This is a genomic window from Paenarthrobacter aurescens (genome assembly GCF_041549525.1).
Classification (GTDB): domain Bacteria; phylum Actinomycetota; class Actinomycetes; order Actinomycetales; family Micrococcaceae; genus Arthrobacter; species Arthrobacter aurescens.
Map to the genome: position 1 here is coordinate 1908960 of NZ_CP157456.1, position 25367 is coordinate 1934326.

The window sequence follows — 25367 nt, forward strand, 5'->3', positions numbered from 1 at the left end:
CGATCATGCCTATCGAGTGTGACCTCAACGGTTGGTGGCCGCCGGGTTGCGGACTGGTTTCCCAGGCCAACGACGGCGTCCAAGGTTCCATCACTTCCATCTTCGCCAACGTCCTTCAGAACATCGCCTCGTGGATGTGGGGGTTCATCACGGGGGCCTTCAGCGTTTCCGAAGTCGACGATTCACAATGGGCGGCGATCGGCGGACTAACCAATTGGTGGGCCATCGTGATGATGACTCCGCTGGTTGTCGTGATGATCCTTCAACTCCTCTCCGGACTGATTAGCCAGCAACCTCGCCGGCTGATCAGAGCTCTGATCGGGGGAGCTGCAGCGGTTCCCTTGGTTGCCGCCGCGGTCTACCTCGTCCAGCAGCTCACCCGAGTGACCGACTCCGCTTCGACCGCTCTCTTGGAGTCAATCGGGACAGATCCGTACGTCGTGTTCATGCGGCTCTTCGGCTTCGAACGAGCTCCCCAAGGCTCCGAGCGCGAATGGAATGTCATCTCCCTTGCGCCAGGCAATCAAGGCGGAGCCGTCGGCGGCGCGATAGTGACCGTAATGGCAGTCATCGTGGTGTGGATCCTGGCGTTCATCCTTATGTGCTCGATGATCTTCAGGACGTTCGCCCTCGCCGTCCTCGCGGCCGTCGCGCCGGTCGCCCTCATGATGATGCCCTGGGAGAAGTCAAAGGCCTGGGCCGGACGGTGGTGCGAAGTCGTCGTCGCACTCTTGCTGGCGAAGCCACTCGCGGCGACAGTACTGGCCGCGGCGATCAAACTATTTGCGGATTCGACGTCCTTTGCCGGGTTGGCGGCCGGCACTGTCGGTATGGTTCTTGCCTGCGGCGCGCCATTGATGGCGCTGAGGCTGGTGAGCTTCGCGGGTGGGGAACTTGCGGCAGCGGCTCAAACGGCTGGCGGCGGCCATGTTCTTGCCCGCAGTAGCAGCGTCGCATCGAGACAATTCAGCCGACAGCTCGGTGGCCGCATGACGATCGCATCAATGTTGGGCAGGTCGTCGCTAGCTCGACCAATTCCCTCAAGTCGCAAAGACATCCCACCGCGCGTACTGGCACCGTCAGTGCCACTGCCGCGCAGCCTAGCGAGTGCCACGCCGATACCCGCCTCCGGTGCAAACGCTCCTGCGTCGTACGGAGCAAACCCTGCTCGCGGGGGCGCCGCAAGGCAGAACGACGTAGTGAGTGGAGAGGTCGTCACCGAGCAGAGCAAGCAAGCATCGTCTGGGACACCCTCGGCGCGAGGCGGGAACCCGGCCGTAGGACTGCCAAAGCCAAACCGCCCCAGAACCCCTCGGCAGCCCGAACTGCGAAGTCCCGGCAGAACGCTACCCACATCCCAATTGCCGCCCATCAGGCCCAAGGCTTCTGAAGGACACTTCCCTCCGGAGAAACGCAATGACTGAAGATACGCGCGCCCTTGAGGCCGTCAAATTTCCCCGATACGAGCGCCGCGGCATCTTCATGGGGCTCAAGTGGTACCAGCTCGTGCTGCTGGCCCTCGGCGTCCTGACGGCGATTATTGCCTCTGCGGCGGGAGGTCCGGTCGGACTGACGACGATGAGTCCCATCTGGCTGTTGCTCGTGCTCATGGGGGTACTCCAACATGCTCGGATCCCTTATCCCATCTGGGTTAGCCTCATCACCCTGTTCTTCGTGCGTTTGATTCTGGGCCAGACACGATACCTTGCCCGTCCCGAGAAGGCGCTGAAAGCGGGAAAGATTGCGCTGCCAGGCGGACTCGGCAGCCTCCAGCTCCAGATGACCAGCCGTGGAGAGTGCTTTGTCGTCGACCCGCAGGGAAAGGAAGCAACGGTCGTTTTGCGTTGTACCACCAGGTCATTCGCTCTCCTCGACGACGATGACAAAGCTTGGGCTGCGCAGGCATGGTCGCGCGTGCAGGCGGGACTCGCGCAACGCTCGGACTTAGCAAGGGTTGCCGTTCAGGACTATACGGTTCCGTACCCTTCGTCAGCCCTCCAGGATTTCTATGACCACACCATCGTGCAGACTGGCGGCCATCCTCGGGGCAATTCGTGGGGCGAGGTGGCATATCAGGACTTGATAGCCGCTGCCGGATCCGCCATGAGTCACGACGTGTTGTTGTCCGTTGTTGTGGATACCGCCAAGTCGAGGAGGCGCATCAAGGAATCGGGCGGAGGCATAGCCGGACTCGAGCGTGTTCTGCGTTTGGAGGTGCAGGCAATCACTACTTCTCTGGCAACTCATGGAGTTCGGGTGGACGAGTGGCTTTCGGAGTCCCGGCTACTTGAAGTGTTCAGGGGTTCCTTTGATCCTGAGACGGTCTCTCGAGGTTCGGCGAAGAATGACAGCGATCCGCAGTCTGCCCAGCCAACCGGACAGCGGCGGCTGAGTTCGAGCCCCATGGCCGTGGAGGAGCACTGGACGTATCTCCGAACGGACTCCGGATTCCATCAGACCTTCTGGGTTGCCGAATGGCCGCGGCAAAAGGTGTATCCGGGTTTCCTGCACCCGCTGGTTTACGTCGGCGACTTCCGCCACACGGTCACGCAGGTGATCCGCGCGGTTCCAACTTTGGAGGCGTTGCGGGACATCCGATCGGCACAGGAAGCCCACGAAACACGCCGCAGGATCAATGCCCGGTTCGACCGACCCACCACGCGAGAGCAGCGAGCCGAGGAAGAAGAAGTATCGCAACGCGAAGAAGAGATCGTCGCTGGACATGGCGATGTTCGTCCGACCGCCTTCGTGACGATTACCGCTGCGTCATTGGAGGATCTCGCCCGACACCGCCACGAACTGGAGTCTGCAGCGGCTGGCGCGTTCGTTGAGCTTCGATTGCTCGCGGGGCAGCAATGGGCAGCCTTCATTGCCGGGGGACTGCCCCTTGGAAGGGGATTGCGATGAGTCTCAAGAACCAAGAGGTGACCTATACGCCGTCGGGCACTCGCGCCGAACGCAAGAGTCTCAGAAAGGCGACAACCGCTGAGTCATTGCCACAGAAGCGCAAACTCGGCCAGCGGATCGACGAAGCCTTGGAACGGCGCGGTGCCCGCGAGCGCCTTGTCGGCGACTGGGGGAGCAGGGAACCGCAGTCACTATGGGGACCGCACAGACTGCGCCCGGCACCTCACCGCGCCTCGACCATGACCTTCGCGGCGGCATACCCATTTCTCACGGAGTCAGGACTTGGCCACGAAGGAACCTACATAGGAACTGACGTCTTTGGTTCGGGAGCCTTTTCCTATGATCCGTGGATCTTGTACGACAAAGGAATCATCAGCGGTCCGTCCATCGTCGTGATTGGCACAGTGGGCACGGGTAAGTCCATGTGCGGGAAGTCGCTGGTCGCCCGCTCCATAACGTTGGGGAGGAAAGCGGCTGTTGCGTCAGATCCCAAGGGCGAGTGGGTTGCGGTGGCCAATGCAGTGGGCGGAAAGGTCATCTCCGTTGGCCCTGGGCGCACGGCCCGGGTGAATCCTCTAGATGCCGGCCCGCGGCCTAGCTCACTATCGGACTCTCAGTGGCAGGCTGTCGTCCGGCAGCGGCGCCGGCAACTGATCGTGGCCTTGGTGTCTCTTATGCGCCAAGGCACACCACTGCATCCTGTGGAGCACACCGCTCTCGACATGGCCCTCATGGAAACCACCGCGGAAAACTCGACGCCGACCCTTCCTATGGTGCTGGACCACCTCTTGAGTCCTTCCGCAGAAACGCTCGCCCTAGTCGGCAAGGACGGCGGAGCAGCGGTCAGTCACTCGCTGCGGCGCACTGTCTCTGGTGACTTGGAAGGCATGTTCGATGCGCCTTCCACGGTGGCCTTCGATGCCGACGCGCCAATGATGGTCATGGACACGTCTGCGCTCATCGGGGCGTCGGAGCAAGCGTTATCTCTCGCCGCGGCCTGTAGCGCCACTTGGCTGGAAGCTGCAGTGACAAATCCCGACGGCGGCAAGCGGCTTGTGGTGTACGACGAAGGTTGGCGGATGCTCGCCGATCCCTACATGTTGGCCAAGATGAGCGAGCAATGGCGCCTTGCGCGCACCTACGGGATCGCGAACCTGCTCATCATGCACAAAGTGGCGGACCTCAACGAGATCGGCGACAGCACTAGTGGTCACCGTCAGAAGGCGCTAGGCCTGCTGACGGAAGCGGATAGCCGCATCATCTATCGCCAAAAGCATGATGCCATGCGGCTTACCAAGGAAGCCCTGGGTCTCACCGAAGCTGAGTGCGAGCACGTCGAGAACCTTCCCAAGGGCGTAGGGCTCTGGAAGGTTGGAAACCGATCGTTCATCGTCGCTAACCGGGTGACCACGGACGAGCTGGAAGTCTTTGGCACCGATGACCGGATGCACTTGTGAGGACGAGGTCGGGTAGCAGTAGTCCTCTGGTCTCCGCCGGACTCTGGGCGTTGACCGGCTACATGGCCTTTTGCCTGTTGGTCCAGACAGCCGCCCATCTTGCCGGCGCTGGGCACTGCGGCGGGAGGCTGCCGTCGTTCTTCAACCCCGTTGCGGGCGTCGGCTTGTTGGTTGGCCGTCCGGACTGGATTGTTGGTACTTCCAGCAGCTGCACCTTGGAAGTGGGGGCAATCTGGTGGATTGTGGGTGTCGTTCTCACGTTGTTTGCGGCGCTCGCAGTTGTGTCGGCCCTGGCGTGGAGAACCTGGAAACAGTCCGGTGCTTGGCTGCGGCAGGACATTCTGAGCAGGGATGGGGTGGCCGGCCGAGCGGAGATACTTCGGGACTTTGGCGCCAGAGCCGTTCGCAAGCGTGGGCAATACACTCGGCCAGGCCTCAGCAAACCGAGCGTTCACGATGTTTCGTGGACACTTGGGCGCTCCCGTGGAGTGACGATTCATGTTTCCACCGAAGAGTCGATGGTCATTCAGGGGGCGCCTCGGTCAGGCAAAGGGCTATATGTGGTCATCAACGCGATTCTCGATGCGCCCGGTGCTGTTGTCACCACATCCACTCGCGCCGACAACCTGGTGGTCACGATGCGAGCCCGGATGTCGGATGGGCGGCCAGTGACCGTCTTTGACCCTCAGGGAATGTCGGGTCTGCCAACTACGCTGCGCTGGTCGCCGGTACGTGGTTGCGGTGACCCGGACATCGCAACCCGACGGGCTCTTGTGATCACCGCAGATACAGAGATGAAAGGCGAGAATGCTGCATGGCAAAAGCGCTCGCTGATCGTGCTCCAGTGTCTGCTCCATGCGGCAGCGCTGTCAGGGGAGGGAATAGCTGCATTTCGCAGATGGTCGTCCAGCCCGGTGTTGGCCAGAGAGGCGCTGGATATCCTGGGGCGTCCGGGTGCGGCGTTGGGTTGGCAGGCAGATCTGATGGGGATTTTGGAAGATGACCCGCGGAACACCTCGAACTCTTGGATTGGGGTCTCCGCCGCCGTGGCCCCGCTTTCATCTCCTAGGGTGTTGGCGGCGCTGAACCCACAGGACGAAGCTCAAGAGTTTGATCCCAAGAGCTTCATCAGGCAACGGGGGACTCTCTACCTTATTGGCACCCGCTCTGGAGCTGCGGCCGCTGGCCCCTACCTGTCCGCTCTTATCGACGACATCGACAACGCGGCGCGAGAGCTGGCCTTCGTGGCACCTGGAGGCCGACTCGATCCACCGCTTTCCCTGATCCTCGACGAGATAGCGAATCTGTCACCGTGGCCTGGTCTGCCGGTGGTGCTTTCTGATGGTGGTGGTATCGGCATCTCTACGCTCGTAGTTCTTCAGTCGCTCTCACAAGCGCGGAGTGGATGGTCGATCGAGGAGGCGGCCACAATCTGGGACTCAGCGATCATCAAGGTCATCTTTGGTGGGGGATCGGATGAGCGTGACTTGCGCTCGCTGGCGGGCCTGCTGGGGGAGCGCAGCCTCATTCTCAACACTCGTTCCTGGTCGTCGCAGGGCCGTCAGGACGGCGAACAGATTCGGGAGAGCCCTGTGATCCGTCTGGACGAGATTCGACGCCTTCCGGTTGGTACGGCGCTCATGCTCGGACGTCGCACAAGGCCGATTCTCTTGGACTTGCGTGACTGGCATAAGCGCAAAGATGCCGCTGAGCTTGGTCGTTCGAAGCTGGCAACCGAGCGAGAGTTGGCTGCTGGTCATCTGAGTAGGCAGGCAGCAGGCAGCGAGGCTGATTCATGAGCACGCAGGCGGATGACTCTGACTTTGAGGTGGGGCGAGTATCTGACTTGGATGACGAATTAACCGCGGAACTGTTCCGTTCCTCATTCCAACCGTCGCCACGCAACGCAGGCGTGACCCATCGATGGCGGGACATGTCATCCGCGCAGTCAGTGAACGTGTGGGAGAGCCTCTTTGACTGGGTGCGCTGGTTCGTTGCGACATATCAGCTGACGACGTCGGTGGTGCCGGACTGTTGGTGGCGGCACTCGGAGATTGTGGCCGAGTTGTATGCGCTTCAGCGGGCTGAAGCGGCCTCCTTCACGTCAGATGACTCGGGATTCGGTCCGCTGGCGTTCCACGAGAGGCTGCCACACGGCGTCGAGCGTCTCCGAACCCACACGCGGACCGCCGGGTGCGTCGGGCTGCAGAGCCACAAAGAACCGGTCATGAGGATGGTGCCGGCAGAGCCGGACTTCGAGGACTGGAAGCTGGGCACCCATCAGACCCGCAGCTGATTTCGTCATGACGTTGCTTGCTTCGCTCGACATAAATAGGTGATCCCTTCATAGGGCTGTCTAGAAGCACGAAGGATGGCTGTCGTGGCCGCTGAATCTGAACTGAATGCTGACGCAAGCGGTGCATCGGAAGCCGCCGCGCCGCCGTCGAACGTTCGCCTGTCACCCGAAGAACGAATAGCCGACCTGACTGCGGGACTTCACACAGCGCTTGAGGAAGCAATCGATTCGCCAACGCGCTGGCAAGTTCTGCTCGACGCCTCCGCAACCCTGTGGCGCTATTCCGGGGGTAACGTCGCCCTGTTGATGATGCAGATGGCACACCGCGGTACCCAAGAGCCGACGCTGGTGGCCGGCTACAAAGAGTGGGCCCGGCATGGGCGAACGGTTCTGCGGGGAGAACACGCGCTCTGGGTGATTGCGCCCCGGACGGCCTCAATGCAGGAACTGATTCTGGCTGACGGACAGCGCAAGCTCCTGCCAGCGAATCAGACTGCGCCTGTTGATGCCATCAGCAGAGGCAAGAAGAACGTGATCACAGGCTGGCGCGGCCAGGCTGTCTTTGATGTTACCCAGACGGAGGGCACGCCGCTGCTGGTGCCTCGCGCGGATGCTCAAGGTGGGGCAGACGTGGGTGATCTGTGGAGTTCCCTGCGGGAGGTTGCGAACGAGCACAGTTTTCGGGTCGAAGTGTCGGGATTCCAACACGGTTACACGAGCGGCTACACCGACTTTGATGCTCGACGAATTCAGGTTGGTGCCTGGATGAACGACGAGGAGCGGGTAGCGGTTCTTGCCCACGAACTCGGACACGTCCTTCTGCACGGACCGGACGACCGCTTGGGACGACTGTATGGAAGCAGCGCCAACCATCGCGGCTTAGCGGAAGTGGAAGCCGAATCGGTTGCCTATACCGTCCTGCGGGCCCACGGCATCGATCGTGGACCGCAGTCAGCGTCCTATCTGACTGGTTGGGCAGATGCAGTGATCAGGGCGGAGAAGGACTTGAAGCACGACTCCTCGGAGGCCTGGGTGCCGACGTCGCGTGTAGACATCGCCAAGTCTGTGCTGGGGCGGGTGACCGCGGCAACCAGGGGGATCCTGGCGATCTCGGACCCTCTTGGATTCGGCGGGAAGTTCGCCGCCGTTAGTACTGAGCGCTCCGTGGCGGCTAGTTCGAGCTACGCCGGCGTCCCTGGACCGAATGCTTCATTGAATGGTCCTGAGATTGCTGGTCCCTGAACGCGCAGATGTCTGTCGGGAGAGGCCCGTCGACTAAGGAAGGTAGCCCATCATGAATACAAAGATCCCCATCTCTATCGCGGGGAACCTGGTCGCAGATCCCGAACTGACCATCGGGGAGTCCGGTACTCCGCACGCGAAGCTCCGCGTTGCAGTGAACCAGCGGATTCAGAATCCGGATGGCACTTGGCGGGATGGTGAACCGGTCTTTCACAACGTGTCTGCATTCCGGATGCTCGCGGAGAACGCTTCTACTTCTCTGAAGAAGGGTGACCCTGTAACGGTGTCGGGAGAGCTCGAGTTCCGTTCGTACGACAAGGACGGGGAACGACGCGAAGCCCGGCGGATCATCGCTGACACCATCGGCCCGGATCTTCGGTTTGGTACGGCGCGTATCAGCGCTCGGCCCGAGCAGTTGCCGAGCCTGAAGCGGCTGTTGAGGCGACGGGGCCACAAGCGACGACGGCGACCGGTTGGCCCGCGTACAACGTGACCACGAAAGGGCCGGTGGTGGCACCCCCTTTCGGCGGAGCTCCGGTGAATGACATGACGGTTTGACCTGTCTTCGCCGTTCTCGGCCCACGTCTCGTTCGGTGAGGCGTGGGCTCTTCCTTAGTGAGCGGGACCCACATTCGAACATATGTTCTAATCTTGTTGTTATGAGACCAAAGCAAGACTCCACCGCTTTCGCCCGCATGATGGCGCAGACAGACGCCGACAATAGCCACCCCAGACCTGACGACGGCAAGATCATCGAGCTGGAGCCTGGTAGTCAGCCGCTGGTTCGCGTGGGGGAGATCTATGGTCGAGCGATCAAATACACGCGGACGTTTGGGCTGGTCGAGTGGGTGGATGACCGACGGGCCTACCACGTGGAGTGGTTCCCGGCTGGGCAGGTCAAGCGGGTGGATAAGGAGTCGTGGAGGGGGCGACCGCTGTAGGAGCGTGGTGGGCGCTTCGAGGCATATGCCGGCTACGCCTAGCGATGGCACCGCAGAGGGAATTGGCGGACGCGATGACTAGGCGAGCGGTGCCCATGCCAGAACATGGTCGCCGCTGATCCGGTAAGTTTCGGGCCACGGAGCTCCCGGCCGAACCTGCGCTGGATCTGGTCGAATCAGCAGAACAGATCCCGGCCAGATGGGCTCGGGGAGTGCCTCGATCCACGCTGGTTGGATGTAGTCGAAGCGATTCCACCTGATGGTGACCCAGGCGCCTGTCGGCTGAGGGGCGTCGACGGTAAGGACCGTGATCTCGGTTGTGGTCCCGCCAGCCGCCTTCAAGCTTTCGATACGCTTCCATTGTGCCGCGGTTGCGGTTTGCCACTGCCATCGGACACGGAGACGTAGGGCCCAAAAGAGCAGGACTACTGCACATAGAGTCGTGAGGGCGACCAGCAACCAACCCGTGCCGGAAATCGTGAAGCTTAGAACTGTCAGGATCACGGCAAGCACCAGCGTCACTGCGCTCGCAACGATAAGAGCGGGTGTTGCTACTCTCGGCTTGAGGACTGGGTTTATCTGCATGCTTGCTCCAGCTTCCAGTTTAAAGCTGCCATCCAGTGCTTGTCAGGCTTATTGGGGAGTCGAACTCATACAAGTTGCCGACATCTGTTAGCCCTGGTTCTGGTGTGGCGGCTTGGGTGATTTCTTGCCGTAGGTGGTCCCACTGCGCTCGCTGTTCCCATTCCCAGTCCGCCGGAGTCGGACCAAGGGCGAGTGCCGCGCTATTGACGCCCCACCGATCCCGGTACACGGCCACATCACGAAGCATTGCGGCCGACTCGAACGGATCTGCCCCCGCCTCGATGTCTTTGCGCAATAGTTTGGCCCATTCAGGCTCATCACGTAGAACCGCGTTGGCGACGTGCTCCGCACGGTTCCCAATCCGCCGTCGTACTTGGTCCAGCAGGACTGTAAGGTCCGGGCGGTCTGTCGGCAGCTGCTCAGTCAACGGATCGATGGGCATTTGGGGCACCGCCGAGCAGAACCTGCGAAGCCGGGCGTGAATAACGGCGGTCAGGTCCCGCGCATTGGCTTCTGAGTCCAGTGTCTCGTTCAAGGTCCGAAGGGCTCCTGCACGATTGGCGCTGCTGGCTCGTCGCCACGCAGCGACGGCGGCGCCCCAAGCAGGAGATTCTCGCATGTCCTCAGAGCGGCCGGGCATAATACCGTCGATAGCCTTTGCGAAATCCAAGCCCGCAGCGATTTGAGCCAGGTAATCGTACTCGCGATGCAGACGCTCGAGGCTGTCGGCGTGCTGGCGTTCGAAGTCCCGTACCTCGTGAGCCGTTCGTTCCGCACCTTCAGCAGCAAGGACTTCGCTCAGGATCACCCGCCAGTTCGAACGGGCGCTTGGGTCCAGGAGCTCGTCCTCGTCGGGGTCGTTCTCGCTGACATAGGCCGTGTTGGAGTGCCGCCCTCGGGTCATGCTGACATACAGCAGCTCGCGCGTGAGGCGGCCAGGGGTTACGACGGTGTGGCCGGTGTCTACAGTGAGGCCTTGGCTGCGGTGGGCCGTGGTGGCGTAGCCCAGCTCCATGGACGCTTGCACATAATTGCTCGGCAAGAGTAGGGCCCCTGCGGTGTCCTTGCGTATAGCCCGCAGAGCGCCGTGGAATCTATCGACTCCCGTGACTTCCAGGAGCGTCCCATTGCGAAGGAACTCACCTTGATCGTCGCGAATGGACCTGTCATTCCGACGGGCAATAACGATGTCTCCACGACCGGCCCGAAGTCCGTCCCGAAGGACCACAGTACGTTCCGCGTCCACGGCGCCCAGACCTACCCGGTCGGCTTGGGCCCGTTCATTGAGCATTTGGACGGTCTCGTTATCAGGAGCTATCAAGACTGAGACACGGCCAGCCAGAATATCGGCGTGCCAAGCGGAGTAGGCGTGGTCGACCATGTCGGAGTAGTGGCCATGACTAATGCGACCGTGATCCTCATACTCTGCGAGCACCGAAACGCGTCCCTCACGCAGCCCGAGGGAAGCTGACCGCTCCCACGGATCCTTGAAACGCCAGATCGTGCTCAACCGGGCTGCCTTGCCCTGCCGATCAAGCCACCCAAGCACACCGCCGGCATCGATGGAATCCAGCTGGGCGGGATCCCCAACCAAGAGGATCTTGGCACCGACATCCGTGGCCTGACAGACCAGCGCTGCGAGCTGAAGAGTTGAGACCATGGAGGCCTCATCGACTATTACCAGTTGGTTGGGCCGGAACAGCCATTGGTTCTGCTCGGCGGCCAGACGAGCGACCTCTTGCTGAAGCCGACTAACGATAGGGCCGAGGGGAACTGATGCTCGACGCAGTCGATCGTCCGCCTGAAAGAACCGCCCTGCCCTTCCGGCCGCACCAGACCCAACAGATTCGTGCAACCACTTAGCAACGTTCTCCGTAACCATGCGCAACTCCGAGCCGAGAACCTCCGCGCTCGCAGCAGCAGGCGCCAGGCCGATGACGCTGCCCATCCCATACGTTGCCTCCCATGCTGCTTTGACCGCGCCAAGGGTCGTCGTCTTCCCGGTCCCGGCTGGCCCGACGATGGCGTCGAGCCGGCTGGAGCTCAGCAGGACATCCGACGCTGCCGTCAGTTGGTCATCGTGCAGGGGAGACCCTCCGGTGTTTCTGTATGAGGTGAGCGCCCCGAAGGCGAGGTCGACCGGAACGGCCGGGCCGCCGTCGTCGTTCTTTGCCGCCAGGATTTCGTCCTCAAAGGCGAGCGTCGACTCATCCGTGTAGAGGCGCGACCCGTGGAAATCGAAGACGCTGCGCCCGGCAAATCGGAGATCATCAGCCGCATCCGCGGGGACGCCGTACCAATACTGGTTGAGTGGCACGGATTGACGCTCTGCCGCGGTGGCCACGGCATCGATCAGCCCGTTGCGGTCGGCAGGGGAGGCGCAACGGATCTCAGCGCACACGCGCTCACCCTCGGCGATCAGGTTCCAGCGATTCCAGGTTGAGCGCTTGGCCGCCACACGCCGTCGGGTGACAAGCCCGACGGCGTCAATCCAGTCCGGGGCGAAGTCGCCAACGTGGAACGGACGTGAGCGGGAGCGCCTAATGGTGGACGCTACGACGGATTCCGGGTCGAAGCCCTGGGCCATGGCTCTGGCGCGCCACTGTGCGGACAGCGTTCGCAACGGTGACGGCTCAACGTTCTTGGGAGTTCGAGTCGAGAGCGTGGCTTGCTGGCGCAATCTAACGATTGTTGTCGCGGTCGGGCGAGCTCCGTGTTCAGTGATCCACTGATTGACCAGACGATCGGTCTCGATGTCGATCAGCCTTGAACGGGTGGAGAATTCACGGATAAGGGCTTCGGCGATACCCGTGAGTTGCTGGCTGGGGTTATGAGAGTTCTGCGCCGGGACTCGGACGTCGGTCTCCGTGCCGAGGCTCGTCTGCAAGGCATCAAAGAGGAGCCCGTTGTAGTGTTCGCTGGCGGCCACGACGGCTTTGTATAAGGAACGGGAGTCCACGGTGACCCACGCGCCGTCCGTGATGCGCTGTACCCGGTTCGCGATGACAAGGTGGGTGTGGAGCTGGGGGTCGCCGGCGCGTGATTCCCAATGGTCGAATGCTGCGGCGATGACGCCTCGGGTGCCGACGTGCGCCACTCCGTTTCGGCCGGCTCTGGTGTTGATGACCTGCTCTTCCATCCAGGCGAGCGTTGCTTCGATGGCTTCGTGGTGGGTGCCTAGTATTTGTTCCTGGACAGGGCGGGGGCTAAGGGCCCACAGCGTGGAGACAGACTTCGGGACGCTGAAGGTGAGGTCGAAGCCGGCGACGGCGTGCTTCGTCGCGTTGTGACCGTTCGTCTTTTGGTCTATTGGTGCCTGCCCATGCGGTCTCCCCAGCGGTTCCTTGCTGTCGGGATGGGCTGCGTCTTGGAAGATCGCACGTGCATCGGATTCCGTGATATTTTCGCCTGATGTGCGGGCGATGCCGCGGAGTCCGCTACCCAGCCAAAGACCCTGAGGTGTTCCGGTTTTCACGTAATAGCTGATGGTGTCTGGGGGAGTAGGGGAGAAGTCGTCCAGCATTGTCGACTTGAACAGATATTTGAGCCCTGACCGTACGGAAAGCCTGGCGATGGACATCGTCATGGCCGTGCTCCCGTGCGATGCCGGACGGGCAGCCAGCCTCGCCGACGGAGGATGTCGAGTGTGACTGAGTCGAGTGCGATGCCTTTAGTCCGAGAAATTTGAAGCAAGACCGCGGCCACCCGGGCGAGATCTTGGACGTTTGTTCGCTGGGCACGCTTCAGACGCAGGACTTCGTTGTGGAGGAGAGAGTTTCTGGTTTCAAGTTCGGCGTAGATGGCCTGCAAACGCTCCAGTTCCGAGGCCTGCGATCGCAGCTCGGTTACGAGGCGGTCCATAGGCTGGGCGCCGTTTTCAGAGTCGCCATGTGGTCGCTGTCTGGAGCTCTGCTTGTTCACACCAGTTCATGCGCCCTGTGCGTAGACTCAGCATGATTTTCCGGACGGGCGGGCCTTGGATGCCAGAGGTGTGAAGCGGCCGAGGTGGGGTCGTAAGTGGTTGGTGAGGTGAGCGGTGCGGCGATCTCAAGCCAGATTTGCCAGGCTACGGGTATTTTCTGCCGGTGCCGCAGTATTGTTCGTGTCGCGGCCGACGGCTCAGGCAGTGGAGTCGTTCGTCGGGTGCGGGACGCCTCCAGGATCCTTCAAACGGATGGTCCTGCCACTCTGGAGTCGAACCCGTACTGGGCAGGCACCCCGAGATGGTCGCGGAGGGTTTTTCCTTTGTAGGTGTTGTGGAAGATGCCGCGTGCTTGGAGGACGGGGACGACGTCGTCGACGAAGTTGCCAACTTCGGTGCTGAAGTCGTCGAAGTTGAGCATGAAGCCGTCCGCGGCGTCGGCTTCGAACCACTCCTGGAGGTGGTCGGCGACCTGTTCGGCGGTTCCGACGACGGAGGGGGAGGGGTCGAAGATGGCGTGGGCGAGGATGTCGCGGGGTGACCATCCTGCGTGGGCGAGTGCCACTGTGCGGGCTGATCGGGCGTCGCCGGGGTGGGCTTGTACGGCGGCGAGCTGGGCTGCGGTGAGCGGCTTGTCAGGTTGGGTGAGTTGCTGGTGCAGGCCGAGGTAGGAGCTCAGGCGTGCCAGGGGTAGCCGGATGTCGGTGTGGGCGTCCAGCGCGAGGCGGGTGTCGAGGGCTTCGCGTTCGGTGTCGCCGGTGGTGAAGCCTGCGAAGGCGAGGTATTTGATGTCCTCGGGGTTCCGGCCTGCCTGTGCTGTGGCTTGTCGGATGGCCTGGCGTTGTGCCCGGCCTTCTTCGATGCTGGAGGGCATGGCGATGATGATGTTCGCGTACATGACCGCTGCTTGCAGGCCGTAGCCGCTGCTGGCGGGCATGATGATGACCGGCTGGCCCTGTTCGGAGGGTGGAACCGGTAGTGGCCCGCGAGCCCCGACCTGTGTGCCATATAGGTTGACCGGCTTCACATGCGCCGGATCGGCGTACATGCCCTGCTGGTCGGGCTTGCCTGCCTCGTATCCCCAGCTGCCCCACAGCGCTTGGACGACCTGCATCACTTCGTGGAGTCGTTCGTACTTGTTCTCCCGTGCAGGGGGCTCCTTGCCGAAGTTCGCGAAAGCATCGGGTTCGAAACTCGGTATAGCGTTCCAACCCACCCGGCCGCTGCTGATCACGTCGAGGGTTTTGAGCTGACGTGCCAGCAGGTAAGGCTCGAATAAGGATGTGGAGGCCGTGCCGACGAGCCCGATCCGTTCGGTTGACTGTGCGATCGCCGACAGCGTGATGATCGGGTCCATGTTGAACAGGGGATTTGATTCGGCCAGGTCTCCGTGCAGGAACAGCCGGTCAGCGATGAAGACGAACTGCAGACCACCGCGTTCTGCCGTCCGGGCATGCTCGACAGTGACATCTACGTCGGTGTAGGCCTCTGGGTTCACGTGGGGCAACCGCCAGGCGGCAGGGTGCGCACCAAAACTGTTCGTAAGGGCCACGCCTAGGATCATATGTTCGCTTCTCATCTACGTTCTTCCATCGTCTGTACTGATCTGTGCCTGATTTGGGGGAGCTGCCGGCGGGTGGGCTAGTCCTCTGTGCCGAAGACCCGGGGGTCGAGGCCGTACTGCTCGGGGACGCCGAGGTTCTCGCGCAGGGTGGTGCCGACGTAATCGGTCGGGTAGATCCCGCGTTCTTGCAGCAGGGGTACTACGTCGTCGACGAAGGCGTCGACGCCGTCTTCGAAGATGTCAGGTGAGAGCCAGAAACCATCCGCGGCTTCGGCCTCGAACCATTCCTGGATGTGGTCGGCGTGTAGTGCTGGTGGGCCTACCACAGTGGGGTGGAAGTCGATGACGCCGTGGGCGAGGGTGTCCCGGACAGTCCATCCTTGGCGGGCGACGTCCAACGCGATACCGGAGCGCGGATCCCGTGAGGGATACGCTCCGGAGAGCTGCTCGGCAGTGAGGGGCTCATCGAGCCGATTACGGTCGATCTGTATTCCCAGCATGTTTCCCAGTTGGGGTACCTGCACCTCGAGTGCATCGCCGAGGATCGAGATCCGACGGTCTAGGCCCTCGCGGACACTCGGAGCGACGGTGGGCATAATCCCGGCGAAGAATTTGATGTCGTCGGGATCACGGCCTGCCTCTTCCGCGGCGCGCCTGACCATCGCACGCTGCGCCCTTCCTTCCTCAATGGTCCAAACCTCACCGATGAATCCACTGGCGTAACGGCCCGCGAGAGCCAGCAAGTGAGGACTCGGACCCCCGGAGGAGAAGATCACGGGCTGGCCCTGCTCGGAAGGTGGGATGGCCAGGGGTCCGCGTGAGGCGACGTACTTACCCTGCATGTTGATCGGTTGCAGCTTCGAGCTGTCGATGTACTGGCCCGAGGCCTGATTCTTGATCCAGGCCTCTTTCTGCCAACTGCCCCACAACGCCTGCACGATCTGGATGGACTCGTGGGCCCGTTCATACCGTTCCGAGCGCTCAGCGACCGGCTTGCCGTAGTTCGCCGCGACGGCCGGGTCGCTCGTAGTGACGGCGTTCCATCCCGCGCGACCGTGGCTGAGCACGTCCAAGGCCTTGAACTGTCGGGCATGATTGAACGGCTCTTGGAACGAGGTGGAACCGGTAGCCACGAACCCGATGCGGGAGGTGGCCTGGGAGATAGCGGTCAGGGCAATCATCGGGTCAATGATGTTTCGCACACCCCCGTGTTCGATGTCCCCGCGCACTGCGGGGAAGTCCGGAATGAACAGGAAAGCGAACTTACCGCGTTCGGCTGCCTGGGCGTAACGGATGTTCGCTTCGAAGTCGGCGTAGTTCCCTGGGTCCACTTGCTGGGCCCGCCAGACGTTGTTCAGTGCACCGGATCCGTCATGGAGCGCCAAACCGAGGGTGAGTTTCTTCTCTGTCATGGAGTGGTCCTTCAGTCGTAGGGGGGGGGTTAGCGGGCGAGGCGGTGCGTGCCGCTGCCGAAGAAGATGAGGGGATGTTGCTCGGTGTCGCGGTGAAGCTCAAAAACGCGCAGCAGCGTCAAGGTGTGATCGCCCGCTTCGATTTCCGTGTCAAGCTCGACCGTGAGTTTCGCCAAGGCGCCAGCCGCGAAAGCAGCACCGGATTGGACCTGCATATCGAGCCGGTTGAAACGCTCATGAGCCGGACGTCGCAACTCCTGCAGAACATGCGCCTGCTGCTCACCCAGAACGCTCACCCCCCAACGAGTGGCCCGCCGCAGGATGGGCCAGCTCGTTGAGCTGTGTGCGAACGAGATGGACACCAAGGGCGGATCAAGGGAGACCGTGGTGAAGGAGTTGGCGGAAAGTCCGACAACATTGCCCTCGACCTCCGCCGCGACGAGGACGAGGCCCGTGGGGAACCCGGCAAGGACATGACGCATCTCGGCCGCGGTGACATGCCCGGATGCTAGAGAATTCTTGTGCATGACTCCATCTTGAAACCTTCACATAGTGTCAAGGTCAAGTTAGGATCAATTTGTGAAGATCAGTGAACTTGCCGCAAGGACCGGGGTGGCTACCCGCATGCTGCGCTACTACGAGGAGCAAGGGCTTATCACACCCCACCGCCTCGCAAACGGATACAGGGACTACGACAGCTACCTCGTCGACCGCGTCACGAAAATCCGAGGCCTGGTCGACTCCGGGGTGCCCACGCGCATCATCGGTGACATCCTTCCCTGCCTCAACCAATCGCAGGAAATCATTGTTCGGGATCCCGACCCCGAACTCCGGATGATGCTCATCAATCAACGCGACGCGATGGTCGAGCGCATCGCATCTCTTGAGCAGAACCGTGACGCCCTCACCCGATATATCGCTGCCATGGACCAAGCGTTGCAGCCAACACCATGACTGGTATTCCTCCGCGAACAATGAATGCAAATGCACTCGTCGCCTTCCTGCGGTCGCGCTCCGGCAGTTCTTGGGCTCAAGCCCGTTTCTAGCGTGCGAGCCTCCAGTCCTCTTCGGTGTCAGCGGAAACACGACGTGAATCATCGATCGCCAGTACAGTGCCGGACAATGCTTGCGGAGGGTGCTTCTTGAGGGCGAACCAAACCGTCGCGTGCGTGCAGGCCAGGGTCGCATCCGAGCGATTCAGGATGTCATTGACGCTCCGTTGTTGGCGAGGACGACGGCGGGATTTGTCCTCCCGCCGTCGTGAGCCGTTCGGCTTGGCGCTTCGCTTTGCTGGCGCGGCGCTCAGCCAAGCCCTGGGGTTCCTCCTCACTTAGGACCATGTCACCAAGGTCATGGCCGGGTCCATCTAGCGCGGCGTGAATGAGGTGCCAGTTCCTAAGTTTGTGGCTCCCCGGCCGTCCTTCATACGGTCAGGAAGGACGGCCAGACCGATGCCGAGACTCAGCTCGAAAGGCTCCATCCCCGGGGAGCGCAAAGTCAGCGTCCAGCGGTTGGCCCGTGGATCCGATGACACGGACCGTACGGCGGTTGAAGCCCGAAGCGATCACGGCTTCGAGGGTGCCTTCGCCACTGTCGCAGGGTATGTCCGGTCTAACTTATTTGACTGAGCGGGCGCTCTCCTCGAAGCACGGCTAGTGCGTTTTCAGCGGCAAGGACTGCCATAGCGGTCCTCGTTTCGACGGTGGCTGAGCCGAGGTGCGGAAGGAGCGCAACATTGTCCAGCTCCAACAGCCCGGGGTGGACGCGGGGTTCTTGTTCGTAAACGTCCAGTCCGGCCCCTGCGATTGCACCCTCGCGGAGTGCTGTCGCCAGGGCAGCTTCGTCAACGATGGGTCCGCGGGTGGTGTTGACGAGGAACGCCGAATTCTTCATGGCCGCGAGTTGTTCGGCCCCGATCAGGTGATAGGTGGCGGGACCGTAGGGGCAGTGCAGGGAGACGACGTCGGAGACAGAGAGCAGCTCGTCGAGGTCGACCCGCCGGGCGTCCAGTTCGGCGGCGATCGTTGGGTCGATTTCGCTGCGGGACTGGTAGACGATGTCCATGCCGAAGGCCTTGGCTCGTCGGGCGGTGGCTTGGCCGATTCCGCCCATGCCCACGATTCCGAGGGTCTTGCCTTGCAGGCCGGACCCGAGGAGGAAGAACATGCCCCATTTCCAAGCCTGGCCCGAGCGGATGAGGCGTTCGCCCTCGCCGAGCCGGCGGGTGGCCATGAGGATGAGGCCGAACGCGATGTCCGCTGTTGCTTCGGTGAGGACACCGGGGGTGTTGGTGGCGACTATGCCCCGCTCGGTGCAGACGGGCACATCGATGTTGTCATAGCCGACGGCGACGTTCGCGACGACCTTGAGCTGCGGTCCGGCGGCGTCGAGCAGTTCGGCATCTACACGTTCGGTGAGCAGGGAAACAATGGCGTCGGCTCCGGCTACGCGGCGCAGAAGCTCTTCCCGGGTAATGGTCTCGGGACCTTCCCAGGCATCTACTTCGTGTTCGGCGCGGAGTTTTTCAATGGCGGCGTCGGGGATGCGTCCCGTGACGACAACGCGGCTCATGCGGTCACGATCCAGTCGCGGAGGCGCCCGAGGCCCTCGCGGATGTCGGCGATGTCGATGCCTGAGTAGGCGAGCCGGATGTATTGCCGTTCCTCGCCGGGTTGGCGCCGGCCGAAGTGTTCGCGGGTGCAGAAGGAGACGCCGGTTTTGTAGAGTGCGTCACTGGCGAAGTCACCCACTGCCGTGTAACCCATTTTCTCCATGACGTCGGTGACATCCGGGAACAGGTAGAAGGTGGATTGGGGCACAGCGACGTGCATTCCAGGGACGGAATTCACTAACTCGCAGGCAGCATCCCGACGTTCACGCAGAACGTCTAACATCTGCTGCACTGGTTCTTGGGTTCCGCGGAGCGCTTCGATGCCTGCCCACTGCACGTAGTGGGTGGTGCAGGATTCGTCATTGGTATTGAGGGTGCTCAGGACCTTGGCGATTTCAAGGGGCGCTACCGCACAGCCGAGGCGTGAGCCTGTCATGGCGAACTTCTTGCTGAAGGTATAGAGGATGACCGTGCGCTCAGCCATCCCTGGAATGGAGGCGATGGAGCTGGAGACTCCTTCGTAGCGGGTCTCGAAGTAGGCCTCGTCGGAGAGCACCCAGAGATTGTGCTCCTGGGCGAGCTGAGCAATGGCCTCACGCTCGGCTGCAGTGGACTCAGCTGAGATGGGGTTCTGCAGGTCGTTGTAAATGATCGCGACCGTATTCGGGGTGATGGATGCGCGCACCTGGTCAAGGTCGATCGAGAAGCCCTGGCTTGTGGGGAGGTAGCGGTACGGTACGGCGGTACCGCCGAGGTATTCGATCTGCGATTCGTAGATCGGGAATCCGGGATTCGGGTACAGCACCTCCTGCCCGGGGTTCATGACCGCCTGCAGGAACTTCGTGATGACGGGCTTCCCGCCAGTCATGACCACCACGTTGTCCGGGGAGAGGCTGATGCCACGGCGTGAGCCAATGTCCTCTGCGAGTGCTTCACGCAGCTGTGGGATTCCCGGGCCGGGGCAGTAGCCGGTGTAACCGTCGGCGATTGCCTTGGTCATGGCTTCGACGATGTGCGGTGCGGTGGGAATGTTGATGTCACCCAAATGGAAGGGGTAAACCAAGTTCCCCTTCGCCTTCCAGGCCGCCGCAGCCTGGGCGACGCTGAAGGCAGTTTCGGTGCCGAGCCGTTCGAGTCGATGCGCGAGTTGCTGCATGCTTTTTACTCCTCGTTGAGTCATGAGTCTTCCGTAGACATCTAATACATAACTAATATATCAAAGTGTCCGAACGTGAGGGCTCATGACTTTCGAAAAATTGTTGAGCGTCGCTGTTCAATAACCAGGAGTTGGCGTTTTGCGGTGGGGACGGGCTGCTCCGAATGTGCGCCTCGACTAGCATTCCCCGGCGTCGTAGGCTTGCACCGGCGCTCGTAGCTGACCACCTGGCGTCCCGGGGTTTGAGTCCGGCCGCAGCAATTCCCTGACAATCACATGAAGGAGGCGTGAACCGGATGTTCACAAAGAAAGGTGATGAGGCTGTTCTGGCAAAACTACGTGGGGCGCCCGCACCATACGGTGCCATCGGGGAGCGCCTGCACAGCATTATCCGGGAGACCGCCCCCTCCTTGGAGCCGATCGTACGGTGGGGACTGCCCTTCTATGTGAAGGATGGCCAGGATGTTTGCTACATCAAGCCGGACAAGGAGTACCTGGTGTTTGGCTTTGGTGAGGTGGTGAATCCAGCACAGGAGGAGGGCGCACACATGCACCCGGTCGCATGGACCATAACCTCGCTGGATGAAGCGACGGAAGCCAGGATTCGCAGACTCGTAGAGAAGGCGGTCTCCTGACGCGTCTCGGCGGAGAGATGGTAGTCACTCCCCGGCGGTCCGTGCCTGCTCCAGATCCGCTGCGTTCGCCAGCGCTTCGCTGAGGCTCTCCCGCTGCTCGCCGGTGAGCTTGAGGGCTGCGACTTCCGCCAGCAGTTCGCCGGCGTGCGCCTGCTCACCTAGCCGCATCGCGAGCTCGGCGGCATAGACCAGTGCTTCCGCCAGCTCGGTAACCGGCGCCGAGCCGCGGTGCTTGTTCAGCGCGCTGCCCAGGATCCGTGCGGCCTGCCGGGTGTCGCCTCTGGAGTCGCCCAGCACCACCGCGTTCCGCGTTGCTTTCGCAAGCTGGCTTGAATGTTCGTCGGTGCCAGTGTCCCCCGCGTCGGTGTTCTGGAAGATGCGGATCCAGTTGCCGCCGGGGTCTACGACTGAGAAGCCTGTGGCGTTGCCGGTGTTCTTCCGCTTGCGTGGCCTGGTCATTCGTGGGATGCCGGTGACCAGCACCTTGCCGTGCACCGCGCGCATGCCGGCGGCGAAGGCTTCGTAAAGTGCCATGGTGTCTTCTACCAGAACCACACATGACCCGTACGACGTCTCCGGGTCGAAGCCGTCCAGCCCGAAAAATTGCAGCTGGAAGTCTTCGCGGCGGAGGCCGACGCAGGGGTAGGGCTTGGTCTGCCAGTAAGTCCGCTCGAATCCGAGCATCTGGTAGAAGTCCGCGATCTCGTCGATCGACCGGCAAGGCAGTAGCGGAACTGTAATTTCGCCTGACATGGCGTCATCCTCACGCTTAGGACAGCAGCAACTCTGCAAAGCGTACGGCAATCTCCGGTGCGGCCACCTTCAGCGTTTCACTACGGTCCCGTCGTGGCGGCTAGATCCATGATGGCGCAGCGGGCGTGGTGCCGTTCGCGAGGGGCCCGCCGGCTGTGACGCCCGTAATTCCGCGGCCGGTGGCCCACTCGACGACGGCGGGAAGGGGGCCGGTGATGATCGTCGGGTTGGGTGCGGCAGTGTCGCCGAACGTCAGCTCGGTGTTATCCACAGTAATGAGCAGCCCGGCGTCAGTGCCGCGGCTTTTCCAGGCCCCCGTGATATCGCGCAGGAGCCTCTCAAGAACAGAGGAGGGGACGTCGGAAAAGACAGCGCCGTTGTTCAGGTCCACGGCGTGGATCCAGACTTCGCGGGTGCGCATCCAGACGGTTTCCGATACCGGCACGATGCGACCCTGGGCCGTGCGGACTTCCTTGGTCCAGTTCGCATCGGGTAGATCGCGCCATTCGACGGAAAGGTGCACGGCGGAGTGGTCGAACAGGTTGCGCAACGCAATCGGCGACAGGGTCGCGCCGAAGTTGATTTCCTGGTTTCGCGCCTCGGGGGACGGATACATGGGCGTCTCCACCCCGGTGGCAGCCCATTCCACGAGCCGGGCGATGGCGCGGGCGTTATAGCCTACGTGCGCCACCACATGTCGGCGGGCCCAGCCCGGAAGGCGGGTGCCGCCGTCGAGCTCTGAATCGGTAAGTTCGTTGAGCTTGCGGGCGAAGAACGCGGTGCCCCGCCGGGCCTGCAGGAGGTCTTCCTGCAGGCCCGGATCGGTGGTGAGGTCATGACGGGCTGCCATCAGACTTCCTTGACCACGCGGTTGTTCAGCTGGCCCAGGCCCTCGATGGTGGTGACCAGGAGCTGGCCTTCCTGCAGGTACCGCTTGGGATCCTGGGCGTGGCCCACGCCGCCGGGGGTGCCGGTGGCGATCACGTCACCGGGGTTCAGCGTGATGATGGTGGAGATGTAGGAGACCAGGAATTCCGGGGTGAAGACGAGGTCGCCGGTGGGGGTGGACTGCTGGATTTCGCCGTCCACCGCGGAGGTCATGAGCGGGCCGGCGGTGAATTCATCGCGGGTGACCAGGGCCGGGCCAAAGGGGGTGGAGTTCTCCCACGTCTTGCCTTGGAGCCACTGGATGGTGCGGAACTGATAATCCCGCATGGATATGTCGTTCAGGACCGCATACCCGGCGATGTGGTCCGCGGCGTCGGCCTGGGCGATGCGACGGCCCTTCTTGCCGATGATCACGGCGAGCTCGGCTTCCCAGTCCACGGTGTCCGATTCCTGCGGCAGGGGGAGGTCATCGTTCGGGCCGATCAGCGACTCCTGGTACTTGGCGAACAGGGTGGGGTACTCGGGGATTTCCCTGCCCATTTCCTTGATGTGGTTGCGGTAGTTGTGGCCGACGCAAATGATCTTTCCTGGTGCGGGTACGACGGCGGCGAGGTCGGCGTCGTCGAGTCCGTGCGTTGCGCCGCTGGCCGCCTTGGCCTTTTCTTCCCAGGCAGGGTCGGCCAGCAGCGCGCCGACGTCGGCGAAACCGGGGATCTCGGTAAGGGTTCCGCCGTCCTGGCGGACAGCGACGGTGGCTTTTCCGGCGGCGGTTTCGGTGCGGAGGGTGAGGAGTCTCATCTACTTGCGTCCTTCGGTGTAGCTGCGGTTGAAGTTCAGTCGTTCAAAAATGGGGGCATCGCTGAAGCGGAACAGATCAAAGTCTGGCTGGTCGTTGTCCGCGTGGAGGGACCATTGCTGCCAGGACGGGACCACAAAGAGATCGCCCTTGGCCAGTTGCTTGGTTTCGCCGTTGATCACCACGGTGCCGGTGCCCTCGAAGACCTGCCAGACACTGGAACCAACCTCGCGGAGCGGTTCGGTGGTGGCACCGGCCCGGAGGCGGTGGAACTCGGCCCGGATGGTGGGCATAACGTCCCCGCCCGTGGTGGGGTTCGAGTACCGGATGGCGGCGTGGCCCTGGGACACGGTGGCCGGGTGGCCCTCGTCTTCCAAGAGGAGTTGCTCCCGGAGGGCGGCGTCGGTGTGTTCCCAGCGGTACGCGGCGATGGGGGAGTTGGTGGTGTCATCGAGACCGGAGAGGGGCCGAAGGCCCGGGTGGGCCCAGAGCCGTTCGGAACGGGAAATGTCCGGGGTGGCTTCGTCGGTGACACGTTCGGTGCCGAACTCGAAAAACCCGGCATCAGCGTAGTGCACAAAGGGGATATCGAGCCCGTCAATCCAAGCCATGGGCTGATCGGTATCGTTGTGGTGGCCGTGGAAGTTCCACCCCGGGGTGAGGAGGAAATCACCGCGGCGCATCGCCACAGGATCCCCGTTCACCACCGTCCAGACGCCCTCACCCTCGACGACGAAACGGAAGGCGTTCTGGGAATGGCGGTGTTCCGGGGCGACCTCGTGCGGGCCGAGGTACTGGATCGCGGCCCACAATGTGGGAGTGGCGTACGGGGCCCCGGACAGGCCAGGGTTGGCGAGGGCAATGGCCCGGCGCTCTCCACCACGGCCCACCGGAACCAGATCCCCGGCACGGGCAGCCAGTGGATACAAGTCGTTCCAGCGCCACACATGCGCCACAGCCTTCGGCGTGGGCACCATCGGCATCAGATCGCCGATCTCGGTCCACAACGGAATCATGTTGCCGGCAGCGAAGTCCTTGTAGAGCTGCTCCAACTGCGCGGCCTCTTCCTCAGTGGGCTCCGGCAAAGCGTGGCTGGCGGCCACTGATTCATGAGTCGTGTTGTCGGCGCTGATGGACACGGGGGCCTCCTCGATAGGCGTGGAACGGTTCTTGCGTAGTTCGACCCTACGAATCCGATGCCACGACCTCCGAGCAAATTCTGCTGTACAGAATCCCCCCGGCGTTGTGGGGCCCGCTCTGCGCCCCCTATCCACCCCATGCCCCGCAGAGCGGGCCTCACAACGCCGCAGAGCGGGCCCCGCAACACAGCAGAGCGGGCCTCGCAACGGTGTTCTAAGGGCCAGCCATTTCTGGATCGGCGGGATTGGCGGCGATGTCGATTTCGAGCTGCCGGCAGGTCTCGCGCAGAGCGGCTACCAGTCCGGCGTCGAACACTTTCCGGAATCGGGTTGCCGGGGTGGCTACGCTCAACGCGCCCACTACGTGCCCCTTCCCATTGCGCAATGCCATGCCCAGTGCACTGACGCCCTCTTCAGTGCCCTCAAAATTCGCCGCGAAGCCATTGGCACGAATACTGTCCAGCTCGCGCAGAAAAGAGGGATACTCGGCATCGGGAATGGTGTCGCCACCAATTTCTGCATTATGGCTTCGGAACAGTTGCTCAATCATGCCGTGGTCCAGTTCTGCCAGCATGACCTTGCCGCCGGAGGTTTTCTCGGCCGGCATCACGGTTCCTTGCCTGTTGCCGATGCGCAGAACGTTACTGCCTTCAACGGTGGCCAGGAAGCGGACTTTGGTGCCCACGCGGACCATCAAGTTCACTGTCTCATCCAGCCGTGCGGAAAGAAGTTCCATGTGGGGCTGCGCCAGTTCCCGCAGGAGCCTGCTCCAGCTCAGCCCCGCTGGACCTGCGCCCATGGCCGGTCCCGGTACGTAACGACGGTTCTCGTCCCGGACGGCGAAGCCCCGGTAAACAAGCATTGCCATGAGCCTGTGGGCGGTTGAAGGGGCTACGCCCAGCTCTGCTGCTGCATCCTTGAGCCGGAGGGCGCCGCCATCACGAAGGAGTTGAAGAAGCTGAAGTGCGTTGTCAACGGCTTCGATTGAATACGTCGGCCGCTTCTGAAGGGGTTTCCTGTTGCGGGTGGGCGACAGTGGGACTGAATTATTCTGCACAACAGA

General features: G+C 62.2%; 22 protein-coding genes. 10 read left to right on the forward strand and 12 right to left on the reverse strand.

Annotated elements, in window-relative coordinates:
* The first annotated feature begins 5 nt into the window (after positions 1-5).
* From ABI796_RS08880 to ABI796_RS08915, 8 genes are all read left to right on the forward strand, one after another.
* Entirely contained in the window at positions 6-1424 is a 1419-nt protein-coding gene (locus ABI796_RS08880; RefSeq protein ID WP_141282123.1) for a type IV secretion system protein, read from the forward strand.
* On the forward strand, positions 1417-2907 hold the full coding sequence (locus ABI796_RS08885; RefSeq protein WP_141282125.1) for an SCO6880 family protein: 1491 nt from the start codon (positions 1417-1419) through the stop codon (positions 2905-2907). Before ABI796_RS08880 ends, ABI796_RS08885 begins: the two co-directional genes overlap by 8 nt.
* Positions 2904-4364 (forward strand): ATP-binding protein, encoded by a 1461-nt coding sequence (locus ABI796_RS08890; protein ID WP_141282127.1) that lies wholly within the window; start codon positions 2904-2906, stop codon positions 4362-4364. The genes ABI796_RS08885 and ABI796_RS08890 overlap by 4 nt, the downstream gene beginning before the upstream one ends.
* A 518-nt stretch (positions 4365-4882) precedes the next feature.
* On the forward strand, positions 4883-6163 hold the full coding sequence (locus tag ABI796_RS08895; protein ID WP_281283972.1) for a type IV secretory system conjugative DNA transfer family protein: 1281 nt from the start codon (positions 4883-4885) through the stop codon (positions 6161-6163).
* Entirely contained in the window at positions 6160-6660 is a 501-nt protein-coding gene (locus ABI796_RS08900; RefSeq protein ID WP_141282131.1) for a hypothetical protein, read from the forward strand. The genes ABI796_RS08895 and ABI796_RS08900 overlap by 4 nt, the downstream gene beginning before the upstream one ends.
* Positions 6661-6744: 84 nt before the next feature.
* On the forward strand, positions 6745-7902 hold the full coding sequence (locus ABI796_RS08905; protein WP_170224873.1) for an ArdC-like ssDNA-binding domain-containing protein: 1158 nt from the start codon (positions 6745-6747) through the stop codon (positions 7900-7902).
* 52 nt (positions 7903-7954) lie between these two features.
* Positions 7955-8395 (forward strand): single-stranded DNA-binding protein, encoded by a 441-nt coding sequence (locus ABI796_RS08910; RefSeq protein ID WP_141282135.1) that lies wholly within the window; start codon positions 7955-7957, stop codon positions 8393-8395.
* A 166-nt stretch (positions 8396-8561) separates the two neighbouring features.
* Positions 8562-8843, forward strand: coding sequence for a hypothetical protein (locus ABI796_RS08915; protein ID WP_141282137.1), 282 nt, complete (start codon positions 8562-8564; stop codon positions 8841-8843).
* A gap of 604 nt (positions 8844-9447) precedes the next feature.
* On the opposite strand, the gene mobF is transcribed toward ABI796_RS08915, so the two are convergent.
* The 4 genes from mobF to ABI796_RS08935 all read right to left on the reverse strand — a co-directional run bounded on the left by mobF (position 9448) and on the right by ABI796_RS08935 (position 16853).
* Positions 9448-13014 (reverse strand): MobF family relaxase, encoded by a 3567-nt coding sequence (gene mobF / locus ABI796_RS08920; RefSeq protein WP_141282139.1) that lies wholly within the window; start codon positions 13012-13014, stop codon positions 9448-9450.
* 580 nt (positions 13015-13594) lie between these two features.
* Positions 13595-14902, reverse strand: a complete 1308-nt coding sequence (locus ABI796_RS08925; RefSeq protein ID WP_246095693.1) for an NtaA/DmoA family FMN-dependent monooxygenase — start codon at positions 14900-14902, stop codon at positions 13595-13597.
* An 89-nt stretch (positions 14903-14991) separates the two neighbouring features.
* The gene (locus ABI796_RS08930) at positions 14992-16326 is read right to left on the reverse strand and encodes an NtaA/DmoA family FMN-dependent monooxygenase (protein WP_141282145.1); all 1335 of its coding nucleotides are present in this window, start codon (positions 16324-16326) and stop codon (positions 14992-14994) included.
* A gap of 29 nt (positions 16327-16355) precedes the next feature.
* Complete coding sequence (locus ABI796_RS08935; protein WP_141282147.1) at positions 16356-16853, reverse strand: flavin reductase family protein; 498 nt, start codon at positions 16851-16853, stop codon at positions 16356-16358.
* 52 nt (positions 16854-16905) lie between these two features.
* Between ABI796_RS08935 and ABI796_RS08940 the strand changes: the two genes are divergently transcribed.
* Positions 16906-17280, forward strand: a complete 375-nt coding sequence (locus tag ABI796_RS08940; protein WP_141282149.1) for a MerR family transcriptional regulator — start codon at positions 16906-16908, stop codon at positions 17278-17280.
* An 88-nt stretch (positions 17281-17368) separates the two neighbouring features.
* On the opposite strand, the gene ABI796_RS08945 is transcribed toward ABI796_RS08940, so the two are convergent.
* From ABI796_RS08945 to ABI796_RS08955, 3 genes are all read right to left on the reverse strand, one after another.
* A complete protein-coding gene (locus ABI796_RS08945; protein ID WP_141282151.1) occupies positions 17369-17656 on the reverse strand; it encodes a hypothetical protein in 288 nt (95 codons plus the stop codon).
* 281 nt (positions 17657-17937) lie between these two features.
* Complete coding sequence (locus ABI796_RS08950; RefSeq protein WP_141282153.1) at positions 17938-18897, reverse strand: D-glycerate dehydrogenase; 960 nt, start codon at positions 18895-18897, stop codon at positions 17938-17940.
* On the reverse strand, positions 18894-20093 hold the full coding sequence (locus tag ABI796_RS08955) for a pyridoxal phosphate-dependent aminotransferase (RefSeq protein WP_141282155.1): 1200 nt from the start codon (positions 20091-20093) through the stop codon (positions 18894-18896). Before ABI796_RS08955 ends, ABI796_RS08950 begins: the two co-directional genes overlap by 4 nt.
* Positions 20094-20389: 296 nt before the next feature.
* Here ABI796_RS08955 and ABI796_RS08960 point away from each other — a divergent pair, with 296 nt between their 5' ends.
* Positions 20390-20728, forward strand: a complete 339-nt coding sequence (locus ABI796_RS08960; RefSeq protein WP_141282157.1) for a DUF1801 domain-containing protein — start codon at positions 20390-20392, stop codon at positions 20726-20728.
* Positions 20729-20752: 24 nt separating this feature from the next.
* On the opposite strand, the gene ABI796_RS08965 is transcribed toward ABI796_RS08960, so the two are convergent.
* From ABI796_RS08965 to ABI796_RS08985, 5 genes are all read right to left on the reverse strand, one after another.
* Positions 20753-21481: a VOC family protein gene (locus ABI796_RS08965; RefSeq protein ID WP_141282159.1), complete on the reverse strand. Its 729-nt coding sequence runs from the start codon at positions 21479-21481 to the stop codon at positions 20753-20755.
* A 100-nt stretch (positions 21482-21581) separates the two neighbouring features.
* Positions 21582-22331 (reverse strand): maleylpyruvate isomerase family mycothiol-dependent enzyme, encoded by a 750-nt coding sequence (locus ABI796_RS08970; RefSeq protein ID WP_141282161.1) that lies wholly within the window; start codon positions 22329-22331, stop codon positions 21582-21584.
* Positions 22331-23167 carry a fumarylacetoacetate hydrolase family protein gene (locus ABI796_RS08975; RefSeq protein ID WP_141282163.1) on the reverse strand — a complete coding sequence of 279 codons (837 nt, stop codon included), beginning with the start codon at positions 23165-23167 and terminating at the stop codon, positions 22331-22333. The genes ABI796_RS08970 and ABI796_RS08975 overlap by 1 nt, the downstream gene beginning before the upstream one ends.
* Positions 23168-24304, reverse strand: coding sequence for a cupin domain-containing protein (locus ABI796_RS08980; protein ID WP_141282165.1), 1137 nt, complete (start codon positions 24302-24304; stop codon positions 23168-23170).
* Between the two features lie 214 nt (positions 24305-24518).
* Positions 24519-25361 carry an IclR family transcriptional regulator gene (locus tag ABI796_RS08985; protein ID WP_246095694.1) on the reverse strand — a complete coding sequence of 281 codons (843 nt, stop codon included), beginning with the start codon at positions 25359-25361 and terminating at the stop codon, positions 24519-24521.
* Positions 25362-25367: the final 6 nt, after the last annotated feature.